The sequence below is a fragment of the Nocardia sp. NPDC055050 genome (genome assembly GCF_053608345.1).
In genome coordinates, this window is the sequence record NZ_JBSGVG010000046.1 from 33,736 (window position 1) to 47,689 (window position 13,954).

Below are 13,954 nucleotides of genomic sequence, written 5' to 3' on the forward strand. Positions count from 1 at the left end.
TACCGAGTCAGCCGAATAGCCATCACCCGGCTACACGCCAACCGGACTGAACCGCGCATCCTGCACGGCCTGCAACATTCGAATCTGCGCGAACGCCGCATCGACATCAGCGACCCGGACATCAAATGTGCGCGGACCAGGCCCGCTATCCGTGCGAGGCAACGCACCGTCGTGCAGGAACGGCGGCCGATACACGTACCCGATCTTGCGATCCTCAGCCTGGGCGGCACGCAGCACCGACCGATCAATCACGGCCATCACCTCGATACCGGATGTCCTACGCGGCGCGGACCCACGTCGCCCACCCACCAGGCCGCCGTCGGCCATCCGCTCGGAAGCCCAAGCAACCATCACGTCACCGACACTCTTCAACCCGAATGACCCCACGGCTGGGATCTTGACCTCGAGCCGCTGGAAAATCTGGCCGATCGCCTTCACAATTCCCACGACCGTCGACCGCACCGTCCCAACTGCGGTACCGACAACCCCACCCATCCCATTGAACCCAGCCATCACCGCGTTGAAAGCCGCGCGGTACGGCGTCATATAAACCTTGAACGCCGTCATGAAGTACTCAGCCACCGGCGTCAAAACATTCTTCAACACCCAATCGAACGCGGCCCGAATCTGATCCCAATGCTCAACGATCAACTGAATAATCGGCACTGCAGCCGAAATAGCCGCAGCCACCGTACCCACCGGCGAAAACAACATCGCAATATTCAACAGCTCTTGCGCAAATGCCCAGTCATCGGAAATCTTATCGATAATCGCCTGCGCTCCGACCGAATCAACAACGTCAGAAACAAAACCGGACACGACCGAAACAGCGGCCCCGACCATTGTCACCAACTCGTTCAAACCACTCTGAACATAATTGGTAAACGACGTTGCCATCCGCGACAATTCGCCAATACTTGCCTTCAATCCAGCGACGATCACATTGTCGACAGAGTCTTCAACTGAACCACTTACGTATATTTCAGAAAACGCCGTCAAAGAATCTGTCGACGGCTCGAATGACGTCCGTTCAGGAGGGGTAGCCACGGGTGCAGCGTTAGCTGGAGATGGGGCGACGAACGAAGCAGCCGCATGCAGAGCCACTGCCGCTCCAGCGACGCCAACGACGCCAACGACGGCCCCCGTACGCGAACGACCGCCACCACTACGAGGACGTCCTTTGGGCGCTGCATATATCGAGGCAGGTCGCTTGATCAGGGAAAGCCTCGTACCGATATTAAATCGTGACACGCTGGGCGTCGCCAATGTTCGATCGTCGTTATACCGCGCCTCCAGAAGCCTATATTCGAGAGGAACAGATTTCCCACCAACTAGCGCATCGTAGAGATGCTTAAACTCTCCATTATTCTTCGTTTTGAGGTTATGTAGAAGCTCTTGATCCCGACGAAGCTTGAAACGTAAGTAGATACGGGTACCTTGCCAGACCTTGTACCACCTTCCCCGGTCATCGTGAACATTGGCCCGTTGAAGTTGACTGGAGCCAGCTTTTGCTTCAATAACGACAAGTTTGTAGCCCGTAGCTGCGGTCCCAACGACGGCAACAACGTCCAAGGTCTCATTCCCGCGAGCGCCAGTGGCAACAATTGCGCCGCCACCAGCATCTTTTATCAGCTTCTCAAGATAGAGTTCCGCAATCCTCGTACCAACGAGATCGCCTCCCGTCGCCCTGGCATTTTTATCATCCCTGTTTTTAAGGAAAGAACGTCCATATTTTTTGACGGCTGCCACATTTGGACCATCATTCTCGTCAAGATCGAGGGTGTCGGCGATCCAATCTCGATCTTTACCTCTCCAGGAACGCTTCAACTCCTGGTTCTCGGGCGGAGTGCTGCCGTCTGCCCGGTGCGCCCTAATCAGCGCATCGCGAAGCGTATTTCTATAGCCTTTGTCATCAACCTTTCCATTTTCCTTCACGCCCTTCAGGGCATCCCATTTTATATTGAGCTCACCAGCTCTGGAAGCGAGGGCGTCTTGCCTCTCTTCGCTATTCGCGACACTTGCACGCCTGTCGTTCTTTTGAATCTGCTGGTTTAGCCGCTCCTCCTCCTCGGGATCGAGTTCAAATTCTTCCGGATCACCCTTGTTGGCCTTTCTGTCAACAGGTGTGATCTTATCGGCCTTTTTTGGCCTAGGAAAATCTTGTTTAGGATTATTCATGAATCGCCTCGTTACCGTCATTGCAGGCAGTCGAAGCCCGTGTCAACGACCCCTACGCATGACCTGTACAGGTTCCAGAACTGATCAGCTCGCAGCGTCGCATTCAAACCGACGAACTATTTGCGGATGCACTCGATACCTTGAGTCAGCAATTATTCGCGATTCAGGCACTGTCTCGCGGGAATGCGAGACAAGCAAATAGTTTACATACTGAATTACGGGCAATATTTGTCCAAATGCGGTGCGCTATGAATCACATTGCGCAATTCACCCAAATTGGGTGTGCGGTATAGGGACGTGCGTCTCACCCCGAAGGTGAAAGGCGCAATCTGAACGCCGGGCTGGCATAATCGCGCGCCTTTCTCGGCTCCCCACGGTAGGGATCCACCGCATAACCGATGCTTCGGCAATTACCGGCCCAACTGCGTGTCCAAGAGTCTCGGCAGATCAAATCTGCGAGCACAGCACACAACACCTAGAGGATGTCTCACGTCGTAGCCGGGTAGTCGCGGCCTGACTGTAATCGGCTGTGGTGCATGATGTTCGGTCGTGACTGACAAATTGTCGTTACGGTTGGTCCCCGATGAGCTGTGGGACCTGGTCGAGCCGTTGTCACCGGCGTTCTCACCGCGCCGCCAGGGCGGCGGGACCGCACCGACTGACGAGCGGGCCGCGTTCACCGCAGTCGTGTACGTGCTGACCAGCGGATGTGCGTGGCGGATGCTGCCATCGCCGGTTCACGAAATGGACCGAAGCGGGCCTATGGCGACGACTACAGTGCGCCGTGCTCGACGAGCTCGGCAGTCAGGGGTTGCTCGACTGGTCGCGCGTCGTGGTCGACGGTGCGTCAGGTTCGAAGCAAAGGGAGGCCCGATAGCCGGGGCGAATCCGGTCGATAGAGGCAAGTCGGGCTCGAAACTGCACGTCCTATCCGACCGTTCGGGCATACCCATCACGGTCGCGGTATCGGCCGCGAACACCCCCGACGCCGAGGCCCTTCGACCGTTGGTACGCACAATCCCCGCGGCGTGGTCCACGCCGGCGTGAACCGGGAAAGTTGCACGCGGACAAGGCCTATGGCCACCGCAAGTTGCGGAGCTGGGTGCGTGATCGGAGAATCGGTGTCCGTATCGCCCGCAAAGGAATCGAGTCCGGCCAAAACCTTGGCCGAACCCGGTGGGTCATCGAACACACCATCGCCCGGCTCGGCGGTTATCACCGGCTCTCGATTCGCTACGACCGCAAGGACACTCACTACTGCGGGTTCCTTACGCTGGCAGCAACGCTGACCTGCTACAAGAATCTTGCCAAGGCACGGACCGCCACATGAAACACGCTCCTAATAGTCGTTAGCGGGGAATTCCCCAGCAGAGCGTAATCTCCCAGGAAGTTACTGGAATCGAGCGCGACGCCGACGAGAACCGCTCCGCCAGATCAATTGACAATCTGACACAAACGAGAAATTGGAATTGTCTGCGTCAGTTGCCGCGAAATGCCGTAATGTCAGGAACTGAACTTGGAGAATCTAGCGACTCCTGCCAGGCGCTGATTTCAAGATCATGGGGATGAGCCACCTGAAGCACCGCTCGAAGGGCATCTATCGCGTGATCAGACATCGACTCATATTCTTGGTATTTCGACGGCCATCGAATTGACCGAAACCAACTCGTGCCAGGTGGAGACTCCCACCCTTGCTCAGTCATATTCATTCGCTGCTGGACAAAATTTGTTTTCGCCACCGCCAAATCTTCGCCAAGAGCAATTTGGCACTCCAAATCAAACCAGCCCATCGAAAAAAGCGCACCGCGCCCTTCAGGCACACCTAACAGAAGCTTTCCACCGCTAGCCATGCGAACAAGCGTCGAAGCCAATGCAGTGGAGAAATCAAGCCAATTATCCTGGGAAGGGCGAACCGTCCGCACCGGTTGTTCTAGCTTCTCACCATCACTACCACGTCTTAATTGTTTTGCAGAAGCCTGGTAGATGGGATTGATAATTCTTAGCGAAATCGATTCCGTCACGGCGCGCAAAACAATGACAACGTCCGGCCTCTCCCAAGCTATCATTGGAGTGCCGCCAGAAAACCGCCTTGCTGGATCCCCTAAATGCCCAGTGAATCCATCAGCAAGTTCGGCGAAAAGATCCGACAGGTCCGCCCGCGATTCGGGACTAGCGTGACGGGGTCCATCATCAGCCACACGCACCAAAATCTGCGTGATTTCCTGCTCGGGAAGACCTTCGTCTTCGAAGAATTCAAGATCGCGATAGACGCGGCCTATGGGTTGCGCCGTTCCGAGGTTGGTCCGTAGGTCAGCACTGTCATAGCCGAAAGGCTCCAGTTGCCAGCCAGCGGTATCGCAAAAGCGATGCACATCTTCCGTTGTCCAGCTCCAGCCAAAATCTACAGCTAGGCGAGCGACACGGATGGCACCGGCGACGTCAACTTGCATGATTGGATACTACTTCCTGTGAAGGGCAGCGTTGGCGACATCAGAATTGAGGGTCATTCAGCGCGTTGGCTCGGTGCCTGATGATCTTCACCAGGAGCCTTAGATCGCGTCTCATGTCGCTGATCGGGCTTAGCTAGCTTCTTGAAGCAGGTGAGCGCGGCGGCGAGGGTCAGGAATCCGAAGAAGTGTTCGGCTTTGCGGTCGTAGTGCAGGGTGCGCCGGTGGTAGCCGGTCAGCCAGGAGAAGGTGCGTTCCACGACCCACCAGTGTCGGCCGAGGCGGTCACTACGCTCGATTCACCTGCGGGCGAAACGGACTCCGATACTGCGGGTCGGCGACCCAGCGGCGCAACTCGGCGATGTCGTAGGCACTGTCCGCGTGCAACTTCGCGGGTTTGCGCTGGCGTGGCCCGCGCCGCGACCTCACATCATGGAATCAGCCAGGGGTCGCGTGGACGATCGCTCGACTGAATCATCAGCATCACAACGAAACTGGCTGGTAGCGAGGATAATTCACAGTAAACGTGATGAGCCCCACAATTGATCGACGTTGTTGTGTCGGCGCGGCCGTATCAGCTTAAGCTTCGTGTGCTCTCAAGGCTGAGATGTTTTGGGAGACAAAATGTTTGATGGCTATCTCTCTGGGAGTTCGAGAAAATTGAAGAAGTTTATTGCCGCGACCTGTCTTGCGATCGCGGCAACAGCGGCGTTCGCCAGTACTGCGCACGCCGCGCCGGCACCTGGATTCGATCGCAGCGCAGTCACCAGCAGCCCGGTTCAGGCTGCACCGATCGCGCTGACGCCCGAGCAACGGGCCTACTGCCAGAACATCACCACGAACGGCTTGATCGGCATGGGCCTGGGCGCCATCGGCGGGTTTGTCGCAGGTTCGGCTATCGGAGCATTTCCCGGCGCGATCATCGGCGGGGTGGTCGGTGGCAGTACCGGCAGCAGCGCTCCGATGCCGGACGCGGACGCCAGCGGTCAGCCGCCGGTCGTCAAGTGCTTCTCCGGCGGGGCGTTCTGATCGACCGCTGGCGCGGGACTAGCCGGCGGCCGGTTTGAAGATGTCGACGATGCTGTTCATCGTGGACAGGCGCCGTTCCTCGCGGACTACGTCCATTGCTGTCTGCGGACGCGGCATCGGCTTCACCTGGGGTGGATCCGCGCCGGCTGCCGCGATCACGGCCGCTTGGACGCCCTGCAACCCGTCGATGATCGACAGGAGCAGATACGTGTCGAGGGTGTAGCCCTCCGGGGTCGGTGGCTCTTCGGCGTCGGGATCGGGGTCGGATTCCTCCATGTCGAGCCAGTACTCGGCGAGTTCACGGTCCAACGCCAAGGCCGTCTTGTAGTGCGACCCGCGGGGTAGGCGGTCCTTGAAGCGCCAGATGGTTCGCCAGTCGCGGGTGCGGAACTCGATGGGCCCGAAGCAGTCTCGGACGTCGATGCCGCGCTCGAGTAGGTCGTATTCGAGCGCGGCACCGAACTTGTCCCAGAACTCTACGAGCCCTCGGATCCCCCCGGCAGCTCCATGGCGCCTTCGCCGTAGAAGTGGGCGTACAGATCGTTCTGGAAGGCGACCCATTCGTCGATGGGGCGGTCGGCGAACAAGTCGTCGACCGCCTCGTAGACGTCACCCAGCAGGATCCGCAGCTGGTCTTCTTCGTCGTCGGTTTCGGCCAGTATGCGCGCCTGACGGCGGGTCAGTGGCTGGATCGCGATGTCGGCGGTCAGGTGGTAGGGGCCGCGTCGCTTGGCTGCAAGCTCGCGCTGGATCTCGTAGAAGCGGCCTTCGTCACCGCCGGCCACCTTCGTAGCCGTTGACGTTTTGCGGGGTGCTGCCATCAGGGGATCTCCGGTTTCGTAGTGGTGGAACGTAGTTACTTGGCGGGCTTGGCCGCGGCGACGGCCTGCTTGACGTCTTCCTTGACGCGGTGGCCGAGACCGAACATGGCGTCACCGAACGCCGAGGCGTCGAACACCTGGTAATCGTGGGTGCCATCGGTCATCGTGACCGGGAACTGGGTGGGGATAAAGGACACGGGATAGCCCCGCTTTCTCTCCGGAAGCTGACAAGAAGTGGCCGCGTGCCGCGACCGGAGAAGCACGGCACGCGACCACGTTTCATGGGCGTCGACTACGCAACGGTGACGACGCAGTTGACCGAGGCCAACGCGGTGCCACCGGTCGGGGTGTACACGATGCCGACGGTGGTGTTGCCCACGGTGGCGTTCGCGGCGGCGGTCACGAAACCGGACGCCGACACGGTGATGTTCGAACCACCGGCCGGGGTGAAGGCGCAATTGGCGTTCGGCAGGATGCCGCCGAACTGGTCGGTCACCACGATCGGCGCGGACGTGGTGGTGCCACGGGTCACGCTGATCGGCGCGGGCGTGATCGCCGAGACGGTGTACTTGATGCCGGTCGCCGACAGCAGCTTCTGCCAGCCGGTGCCGCCGAAGCCGTGGGCGACGGCGTAACCGAGGGTGTCGTCCTTGAAGGCGGTGAGGGTGAGCTTCTCGCCCATCAGGTTGGTGGGGGTCCACTGCTCACCACCCCACTTTGTGACGGCGACCTTCGGCATGATCTTGAAGATGTAGATCGGGCTGGCGTCGGTGCCGTCCTTGCCGATCACGACCGCGGAATAGTAGTTGATCTGCGGGGTCGCGGGCTGCCAGAAGCCGACCTCACCGTTGGCCGCGGCCTGGGTGGACGCCAGGTTGGTGTTGCTGGTCAGCGCCAGATTCAGCAGGTTGGTCTGCTGCGGCTCGAACTCGATGGTGGTGATATCGCTGGTGATGTCGTCGCGGACCGGCTGCATCTCGCCGTACGCCTCGATCGGCGATGCCGTCACGGCGCGCGCGAAGTTGACACCGGACTTCTTGTCGATCAGGCCGACCGACTGGTACGACGCGGGCAGCGCGAGCAGGTTGCCGGTGGCGTCGGTCATGCTGCCCGGGGTGACGGGGGTCGAGTTCGGCCACGGGGCCAGGAACACCGCAGCATCCAGCGGCTTGAGCAGCAGCTGGCGCTGGGCGGCCTTCAGCGTGGTCAACGGGGTGGACGAGATGGGAGGCAAGACAATCTCCATTCATGTGCCCGGTGAAACGGGCTGGACAAGGAAGGGCACCCACGCGATCGAATATGTGCGTGGGTGCCGGTGATATGCCGTCTACTGACGGCGAGCGTCGATGGCGAAGGCGAGCTCGACCATCTGGTGCAGCGGGTCGAGGTCTGGGAATTCGCTCGTCCCGCGGCTGCGACGCAGATTCGGGGCACTGAAACGCGGTTCAGCAGCAGCGATTTCCTCCACGTAATCGACCAGCACGCCGTTGAAGCGTGCGGCCGAGGCGTTCAGAAAGGCATCGCGCACCTGAATCGCCATGGTCTGCGCCTGCTGCCTGCTGCTGTGAAAAACGGCCGCCCGCACCTTCGCCTGGTAGGTGATCGCGTTGTGATCGAGCGTGCCGCCCGTCGTACGAACCCAGATCAGCGGCAGCGTGATTTGGCTCGCCAGCGCAGGCAGGAAACTCACGGTCGGTGCGATAGGTGTGAGCAGCCCGATCATGAACTGCTCGAAGTCCGGGAACTGCCCGGCGTATGGGCTGGTCATGCGACACCGTCGTCGAGTGCCGGGGCGATCTCGACAGCGGCGTGAAGTACGCCCGTCGAGGATTCCGATGGCTCCGACGCGGTGGCTTCCTCAGCGCCGAGCGCGGAACTCGCGGCGAACGTAGTCAATTCCGTCATGGTGATCTCCGGGAGTTGGGAACGGATGCCGCTGGGAATCAACCGCATTCGCGATGTGGCGGTGCGGGCCATCGAGGCGGTCCGTTGTGGGGTCAGAGGCCGAGCAGCGGCAGGACTACCGGCGCGAGCACAATGGCCAGCTCGAGCAGTTCGAGAAGGATGGGAAGCAATGGATTCACCTCCCCTCGGATGCGGGCGTTTCGAGGGCCTTCAGGCGGTCCAGGATGTCGGCGAGGACGTCGACCACGGTCATCCCGTCGAGCTGGTCCCAGCCCGCGAACATGCCCGCATCCCGCTGCTGGCTACCGCACAGCTGCTCGCGGATGTCTTTGACATCGGTGCCGATCGGGCCGCAGAACGCGGTGATGAAATCCTGGATCTGGGTTACTTCGGATGCGCTCATCGGAGCGTCCTCTCCGTCGATGAATGCCTGCACTTCGCGACGGAACTCGTCCATGTCGATGCCGGCGGGGTCGATTTTTCCTTCGTGGGAGTACTCGCGGTGGGCCACGCAGTCCTCGGCGTCGCGCCCGATGCGGGCCAGGATGGCCGCGCAGCCGCGCTTGTAGGCGTCGAGTTGGGCTGGGGTCCAGTCGGTTCCGTCGCCGCGGGAGACGGCTTCGATGCCGATCACGTGGTAGTTGGCGTTGTCGGTGGGCCAGCCAGGCCAGGAGCCGCGGCCCGCGTGCCAGCACACGCCTGCGGCGATCACGCGGAAGGTGCCGTCGCGTTCGAGGACCAGCTGGGCCAGCGGGCCGGGGAGGTCGGCGCGGCCGTCCTGGACGATGCGCCAGTCGTTCTTGCCGCCGCCCGCGGTGTGGTGGCAGAGCACGCCGCGCAGGTCACGGAAGTCGCCGTGGCCCCGGTCGCGCCAGCCCTCGTGTTCGATGACGTCCAGCCCTGCAGCGCGCAGCACATCGGCCAGCCATACCGGGTCGCCTGTCCAGGCCATGGGTATCTCCTTGTGTGAGTGAAGGTTCGGGGTCCCGCCCTCGTGGACGAGGGGAAGCGCCGAGGGCGGGACCGTCACTCCTGACGCAGCGGCGACGTCTACGACCGCAGACCACCTGCGGGAGACGGGCGCGTCAGGAGCGCGGCATGCGGCGGGCTCGAATCCCGCACCGTATCGAGTGTTCTCCGGGGGCCGACCGCATGCAGTTCGGGAACGGCGGGGTCGCCGTCAGATTTCTTCTTGGAGGGTGGCGGGGATCTTGTAGTCCGCCACCGGGGGCTCCATGCCAGGGACGTGCAGGCGCAGGAAGCCGAGCAGTTCGTCGATGTGTCGCTGCAGTGCGCGGATCAGCCGGATCGCGTCGCGGAATCGGAGGTGATCGTCGGCGGCCTGTTCCTCGAGCGCGACCACCCGCTCACGCAACTTGGCGACCTCGCGGGCCTGCCATGCTGTCACCGCGCCGATGACTGTCGCAAGGGCCATCCCTGCCGCTTGTACGAGTTCAGGGCTTAACCACGATGCCATCCGGTTCACCCACCGATCCGGTCAGCGGGGTAACGGCGGGCCTGATGAGCACGCCCGCGATCAGCGGCGTCGCCAATCCGTACAGGGTGAGCAGTGTTTCGATCCATGCCGTATCGATCTCGCGACCGAGCAGATAGGCGAGGACACCCGTCACAGCGACGAGCACCGACCGGACCAGCGCGGGCTCTGGGGTTTTGCTGATTCTCATGATGTGTTCCTTCCCACAGGTTTTCGCGGGTCTCAGATGCGCCCTTCGGCGACATCGCGGTTCAGTGCCTGGGCGAGTGCGCGGGCGTGGCCGTATCGGACGTAGTCACTGGTGTGCCTGCCGTCGAACAGGTAGCCGCGGGCATAGGCGATGGCGCCGGTCCAGTGGCTCCAATTGGACGGTGACCACCAGCGCTGCAGTTGATTTCGGGTGGCGGTGTCGAGCATCCGCTGTGCCCAGCGCACTGCCGAGTTCGCGCTGGCGAAGCTGAAGAAGGCGCTCAGATCCGCGATGGTCCGCAAGGGGTTGCCGGCGGGCAGTGCGGTGATGGGATCGCCGGGCGCCGCGGCCCAATAGGCGGGGATACCGTCGATGGGCCGCTCACCGACAACGCCGTAGCCGCCGGGGTCGGTGTCGCCGAGGTACTTGCCCGCCGGTCTGCGCGGATCGGCGATCAACGCGCAGGCGATCACCGCACGGCCCGGATGCTCACCGCGGCCGATCTCCGCCGCGAGGTCACCGGCAACCGCCGCACCCTGCGAATATCCGGCCAGCACGACAGGGTTCGGCGACCGGTCGACAGCCGCCAGGAGCGCGCGCTTGCCTTCGGCAACACTCTCGGCGTAGCTCACCTGCGACCCGTAGTCGGCGGGATACGGGACCATCCGAGGGGTGAACATCGACTTGTTCAGCGCGTCGGTGAAGGCAGCTGTGACGCCGTCGCCGCCAGGATTCCAGGTTCCGCCGACCACGAGTACATCGATCGTGCGGGGCGATCCTTTCGGAGACCACAGTGACATGTTCGTACCTCTCTGGGACGTGAGTGGAGGTCCCGCTCCGACGGAGTGCTCCGCCGGAGCGGGACCGATGCGCCCCTGCGCTGCGACAACACCTTTCGACCACAGCGAGCTGCGGGAGACGGGCGCGTCAGGGGCGGGCATGCGGCGGGCTCTGAACCCGCTGGCTCGAGGTGTTCGTGTCCGGGGGCCTGCCGCATGAGTTCTGAATCGGCGGCGAGCGCCAACGACAAAGCCCCCGTGCCGTTTTCACGGAACGAGGGCTGAGGAAGACGGTGGCTACCGGTGGTGTCGGCCGGGTGCCAGCTGGCGAAGCATCTCGCCTGAGCTGGATGTCGGCCACAAGCACCGATAGGGGTATTCGGAGGGCATCCCGGGCAGCCAGCCCAGGCGGTTCAGCAGGTGCACCGGGATCACCGCGAACTCCTCGTTCGCCAGGTGTTGCAATCGCCAACCGAGCAGGAACTCGGTGACCCCGAGGAGCGCGGAGACATCGGTGAGGTTGTCGCCCACCTCCAGCGCGTCACGCAGGTGGGCGACGGGAATGAGGCGTTGTGCCACCACATCGTGCACCTGCATCTCGATCCGGCCCCGCCATCGCTCGCCGTCGAGTGCTGCTGCCAGTTCGCGTGATTCGGCCATCTCGATGTGGGCGACGGCGTGGGCGATGACTTCGTTTCGTACATGACCGGACAGGTCGGCCTGGATAAGGACTGCGCGGTCGACTACCGACCAATACGACACGAAGTCGAAGACCACGGCCGAATCGACCCGGATTCCCTGGTTGAACGCAGATTCTTGGGCGTTGAACCCATTGCGCTGCACCGCGATATCTTGTCGGTCCGGCATCGAGGCATCCGACTCACCTTCATCACCCATGGCAATACACAACTCTCACAACTCGGAACTGACCACGACCCGTCGCATCATCACCACCGGAGACGGTGTCAGATGCCGTGTGTCAGGTCACCGAGAGGTGGTACGCGTCACCGTGGTCGGCGCCCGGAGCGAGCGCCAGCGATCCACCGCACCAGCGACAACCTGGAGGTCTTCTACGCAGATGTCGGAGAGATCGACATGGCCGACACGGTTCCTTCGACCTGGTATCGAGTCGTCTACTCGATAGAGGGACTCGCCTTCGCGAGTAGGTCTCTCACCGGTCGGCTTACCGGATTCATCGGGAGTAAATGCATCGAATGCACCTGACACAAGTAGAACCTCACCCAGCAGCCGAAATGTCGAGACTCTCGGTCGAGAGCACGCGCCCATTCTAGCGTTGACGTGAACCGAGTCCCGGTCAGGATCTGCGGGATCAGCGCTCGCTGACATCGAATCGCGGTGTGCCGAAATTATTTTGGGCACGACGAATCCCGCTGGCACTAGTTTGCGTCATCGGCCACAACTTGTCAACACCGACTTTCACACGATGCCAAATCCCAGGTAGGCGTGGGTATTTCGATACACCGACGCGACGAGATGAGCCCGAACTTCATGCGGCCTAAGCACTTCGGGCACCCGGATCCAGCCGTTTCGGGTCCCCACAACGCCAGCGGGGCGCCGGCAACAATCTGCCGACGCCCCGCTGGGTCACTCTGTTCGCTATGCATCTTTCGCCCGGTGCCGCGCCGGAAGGGCACGGTGCGCATCCAAAACCTCACCCACGATGAAGAGCTCCGGCCAGTCCGGCGACCAGGGCCCCGGGACGGGACTGATCAGACCGGCCTTGCGCAGTGTGCGCACCCGCCGAGCGGTGAGGTTGCGGAAACCGTCACCCAACTCTTCGGCGAGTTTGCCGATCGCGGCCGCATGGAGGCGAACCGCCCTGGCGCGCAGGACCAGAGCCGCATCGGCGGGAGCGAGATCGACCGGCGGACACACCACCGCTTCCGCGGCCTCGATCGCCGCGGCGAACTCGGCGGGCGCGGCCTCCACACCTTCCGTCATCGCCAGCGCGACGATGTTGCGCTGCAACCATTCCGCCATGCCGCTGGTGGTCGCGACCCCGGTGTAGTCGATGCCGCGCTGTTCGCAGACCAACCGAACCCAGGCCACCAAGACCGACTGGAGGTGGTCGGCCGCGCGAGCAGCGACGGGATTGAACGGAAGTCGCTGTTCCCGTGAGCCATTGCGCGTGCGGTAGTCCACCGCGCCGAAGCGGGTCTGGCGCGTGCGCGCGTCCGACAGGTCCTCGGCCAGGTCGGGGATGTCCCCGAGCATCCGGGCCAGATCCCGCGCGGCTTCCCGATCCAGGTACAGGTGGTTGTCATCGGCCCACCTGTCCAGGGGGGTCACGCCGCATGAATCCTCACGAATGCGGTTCGACGCCGTGACGGCATCGTATGGGCCCATGTACTTGCTCCTTCGGTCGATAGCGGGCCGGAGCCCCGGTCGTACCCTGCTACGCGGCCGAAATCGAGTGGCGCGCCCCCGGGCGGTGTCCAGGAGTGGCTCCTACTGGGACCCACAATCGGACACCCGTTGTATGCAACGTTGTTGCAACGCGTCTGTCAAGCCGAGGCGGCAGAGTGCTGTACCCAGTCACGTACCACCACAAACAAACTCGCCATTCGCTGTTACGGTCTACATCCGGTGCAGGATTTCGATTCGCAAATTCGCAGCCGATGACTACATACACTTCATGCATCAGTGCAAACAATCTGCTACCCTCGATGCATGGTGAGACAACGGAGCGCGGTGGTCCCCGCCGAGGTCAGCGCCACCCTGCGACTTGCTCGCAAGGAGCGCGAGATGTCGATGGACCGCGCCGCGAAAGCAGCACGGATCAGTACGAGCCTGTGGACACAGGTCGAGAACGGGACCCAGTACAAGCGCGGACAGAAGGTCCCCGCCAGCACCACGGCCGAGACCTTGCAGGCCATGGCGGCGGCGGTCGGTCTCGATGCCGAACCGCTGCTGACACAGGCGGGGCTGGATCCGATCGAGACGGAGCAGGTTCGGCCGCAATCCACCGAGGGAATCGTCGATCTCTCCGGGTTGTCCGAAGGTGATCTGCGAATTGTCGCCGCTTACGTCAACGGACTTCGCGCGGCCAGACACAGCTGAGCTCGAACGACGAATGCCCCGCTCATCGC

General features: G+C 62.1%; 19 protein-coding genes. 4 read left to right on the forward strand and 15 right to left on the reverse strand.

Annotated elements, in window-relative coordinates; translation table 11 throughout:
- Positions 1-30: 30 nt before the first annotated feature.
- Positions 31-2,178 (reverse strand): hypothetical protein, encoded by a 2,148-nt coding sequence (locus tag ACWGCN_RS31415; protein WP_452460011.1) that lies wholly within the window; start codon positions 2,176-2,178, stop codon positions 31-33.
- A 549-nt stretch (positions 2,179-2,727) separates the two neighbouring features.
- On the opposite strand from ACWGCN_RS31415, the gene ACWGCN_RS31420 reads away from it, so the two are divergent.
- Both ACWGCN_RS31420 and ACWGCN_RS31425 read left to right on the forward strand, forming a co-directional pair.
- Positions 2,728-3,225 (forward strand): transposase, encoded by a 498-nt coding sequence (locus ACWGCN_RS31420; protein WP_452460012.1) that lies wholly within the window; start codon positions 2,728-2,730, stop codon positions 3,223-3,225.
- A gap of 43 nt (positions 3,226-3,268) precedes the next feature.
- Positions 3,269-3,508, forward strand: coding sequence for a transposase (locus tag ACWGCN_RS31425; RefSeq protein ID WP_378989529.1), 240 nt, complete (start codon positions 3,269-3,271; stop codon positions 3,506-3,508).
- 148 nt (positions 3,509-3,656) lie between these two features.
- On the opposite strand, the gene ACWGCN_RS31430 is transcribed toward ACWGCN_RS31425, so the two are convergent.
- Complete coding sequence (locus ACWGCN_RS31430; RefSeq protein ID WP_449966354.1) at positions 3,657-4,628, reverse strand: DUF6301 family protein; 972 nt, start codon at positions 4,626-4,628, stop codon at positions 3,657-3,659.
- A 53-nt stretch (positions 4,629-4,681) separates the two neighbouring features.
- Positions 4,682-4,885 (reverse strand): transposase, encoded by a 204-nt coding sequence (locus ACWGCN_RS31435; RefSeq protein ID WP_378989171.1) that lies wholly within the window; start codon positions 4,883-4,885, stop codon positions 4,682-4,684.
- 364 nt (positions 4,886-5,249) lie between these two features.
- Here ACWGCN_RS31435 and ACWGCN_RS31440 point away from each other — a divergent pair, with 364 nt between their 5' ends.
- Positions 5,250-5,654 (forward strand): hypothetical protein, encoded by a 405-nt coding sequence (locus tag ACWGCN_RS31440; protein WP_379314741.1) that lies wholly within the window; start codon positions 5,250-5,252, stop codon positions 5,652-5,654.
- Positions 5,655-5,672: 18 nt separating this feature from the next.
- On the opposite strand, the gene ACWGCN_RS31445 is transcribed toward ACWGCN_RS31440, so the two are convergent.
- The 12 genes from ACWGCN_RS31445 to ACWGCN_RS31500 all read right to left on the reverse strand — a co-directional run bounded on the left by ACWGCN_RS31445 (position 5,673) and on the right by ACWGCN_RS31500 (position 13,154).
- The gene (locus ACWGCN_RS31445; RefSeq protein WP_378989173.1) at positions 5,673-5,969 is read right to left on the reverse strand and encodes a hypothetical protein; all 297 of its coding nucleotides are present in this window, start codon (positions 5,967-5,969) and stop codon (positions 5,673-5,675) included.
- A gap of 161 nt (positions 5,970-6,130) precedes the next feature.
- On the reverse strand, positions 6,131-6,475 hold the full coding sequence (locus ACWGCN_RS31450) for a hypothetical protein (protein WP_378989174.1): 345 nt from the start codon (positions 6,473-6,475) through the stop codon (positions 6,131-6,133).
- 35 nt (positions 6,476-6,510) lie between these two features.
- Positions 6,511-6,672 carry a hypothetical protein gene (locus tag ACWGCN_RS31455; protein WP_378989175.1) on the reverse strand — a complete coding sequence of 54 codons (162 nt, stop codon included), beginning with the start codon at positions 6,670-6,672 and terminating at the stop codon, positions 6,511-6,513.
- Between the two features lie 95 nt (positions 6,673-6,767).
- On the reverse strand, positions 6,768-7,709 hold the full coding sequence (locus ACWGCN_RS31460; protein WP_378989176.1) for a hypothetical protein: 942 nt from the start codon (positions 7,707-7,709) through the stop codon (positions 6,768-6,770).
- 93 nt (positions 7,710-7,802) lie between these two features.
- Complete coding sequence (locus ACWGCN_RS31465) at positions 7,803-8,243, reverse strand: hypothetical protein (RefSeq protein WP_378989177.1); 441 nt, start codon at positions 8,241-8,243, stop codon at positions 7,803-7,805.
- Positions 8,240-8,380, reverse strand: coding sequence for a hypothetical protein (locus tag ACWGCN_RS31470; RefSeq protein ID WP_378870702.1), 141 nt, complete (start codon positions 8,378-8,380; stop codon positions 8,240-8,242). The genes ACWGCN_RS31465 and ACWGCN_RS31470 overlap by 4 nt, the downstream gene beginning before the upstream one ends.
- Positions 8,381-8,555: 175 nt before the next feature.
- Positions 8,556-9,332 carry a peptidoglycan recognition protein family protein gene (locus ACWGCN_RS31475; protein ID WP_452460013.1) on the reverse strand — a complete coding sequence of 259 codons (777 nt, stop codon included), beginning with the start codon at positions 9,330-9,332 and terminating at the stop codon, positions 8,556-8,558.
- A gap of 228 nt (positions 9,333-9,560) precedes the next feature.
- Complete coding sequence (locus ACWGCN_RS31480) at positions 9,561-9,815, reverse strand: hypothetical protein (protein ID WP_063005185.1); 255 nt, start codon at positions 9,813-9,815, stop codon at positions 9,561-9,563.
- A 19-nt stretch (positions 9,816-9,834) separates the two neighbouring features.
- Complete coding sequence (locus ACWGCN_RS31485) at positions 9,835-10,065, reverse strand: hypothetical protein (protein WP_449966368.1); 231 nt, start codon at positions 10,063-10,065, stop codon at positions 9,835-9,837.
- 32 nt (positions 10,066-10,097) lie between these two features.
- Positions 10,098-10,865 (reverse strand): alpha/beta fold hydrolase, encoded by a 768-nt coding sequence (locus ACWGCN_RS31490; protein WP_387446140.1) that lies wholly within the window; start codon positions 10,863-10,865, stop codon positions 10,098-10,100.
- Positions 10,866-11,141: 276 nt separating this feature from the next.
- Positions 11,142-11,711: an ImmA/IrrE family metallo-endopeptidase gene (locus ACWGCN_RS31495; protein WP_379316974.1), complete on the reverse strand. Its 570-nt coding sequence runs from the start codon at positions 11,709-11,711 to the stop codon at positions 11,142-11,144.
- A gap of 750 nt (positions 11,712-12,461) precedes the next feature.
- Positions 12,462-13,154 (reverse strand): hypothetical protein, encoded by a 693-nt coding sequence (locus tag ACWGCN_RS31500; protein WP_378989182.1) that lies wholly within the window; start codon positions 13,152-13,154, stop codon positions 12,462-12,464.
- 381 nt (positions 13,155-13,535) lie between these two features.
- On the opposite strand from ACWGCN_RS31500, the gene ACWGCN_RS31505 reads away from it, so the two are divergent.
- Positions 13,536-13,925 carry a helix-turn-helix domain-containing protein gene (locus ACWGCN_RS31505; RefSeq protein WP_378989183.1) on the forward strand — a complete coding sequence of 130 codons (390 nt, stop codon included), beginning with the start codon at positions 13,536-13,538 and terminating at the stop codon, positions 13,923-13,925.
- Positions 13,926-13,954: the final 29 nt, after the last annotated feature.

Coding starts and splice junctions, on each gene's coding strand:
- ACWGCN_RS31415 (WP_452460011.1), bottom strand. CDS start 2,178: ATGAATAATCCTAAACAAGATTTTCCTAGGCCAAAAAAGGCCGATAAG.
- ACWGCN_RS31430 (WP_449966354.1), bottom strand. CDS start 4,628: ATGCAAGTTGACGTCGCCGGTGCCATCCGTGTCGCTCGCCTAGCTGTA.
- ACWGCN_RS31440 (WP_379314741.1), top strand. CDS start 5,250: ATGTTTGATGGCTATCTCTCTGGGAGTTCGAGAAAATTGAAGAAGTTT.
- ACWGCN_RS31450 (WP_378989174.1), bottom strand. CDS start 6,475: ATGGCAGCACCCCGCAAAACGTCAACGGCTACGAAGGTGGCCGGCGGT.
- ACWGCN_RS31465 (WP_378989177.1), bottom strand. CDS start 8,243: ATGACCAGCCCATACGCCGGGCAGTTCCCGGACTTCGAGCAGTTCATG.
- ACWGCN_RS31470 (WP_378870702.1), bottom strand. CDS start 8,380: ATGACGGAATTGACTACGTTCGCCGCGAGTTCCGCGCTCGGCGCTGAG.
- ACWGCN_RS31475 (WP_452460013.1), bottom strand. CDS start 9,332: ATGGCCTGGACAGGCGACCCGGTATGGCTGGCCGATGTGCTGCGCGCT.
- ACWGCN_RS31480 (WP_063005185.1), bottom strand. CDS start 9,815: ATGGCCCTTGCGACAGTCATCGGCGCGGTGACAGCATGGCAGGCCCGC.
- ACWGCN_RS31485 (WP_449966368.1), bottom strand. CDS start 10,065: ATGAGAATCAGCAAAACCCCAGAGCCCGCGCTGGTCCGGTCGGTGCTC.
- ACWGCN_RS31490 (WP_387446140.1), bottom strand. CDS start 10,865: ATGTCACTGTGGTCTCCGAAAGGATCGCCCCGCACGATCGATGTACTC.
- ACWGCN_RS31495 (WP_379316974.1), bottom strand. CDS start 11,711: ATGCCGGACCGACAAGATATCGCGGTGCAGCGCAATGGGTTCAACGCC.
- ACWGCN_RS31505 (WP_378989183.1), top strand. CDS start 13,536: ATGGTGAGACAACGGAGCGCGGTGGTCCCCGCCGAGGTCAGCGCCACC.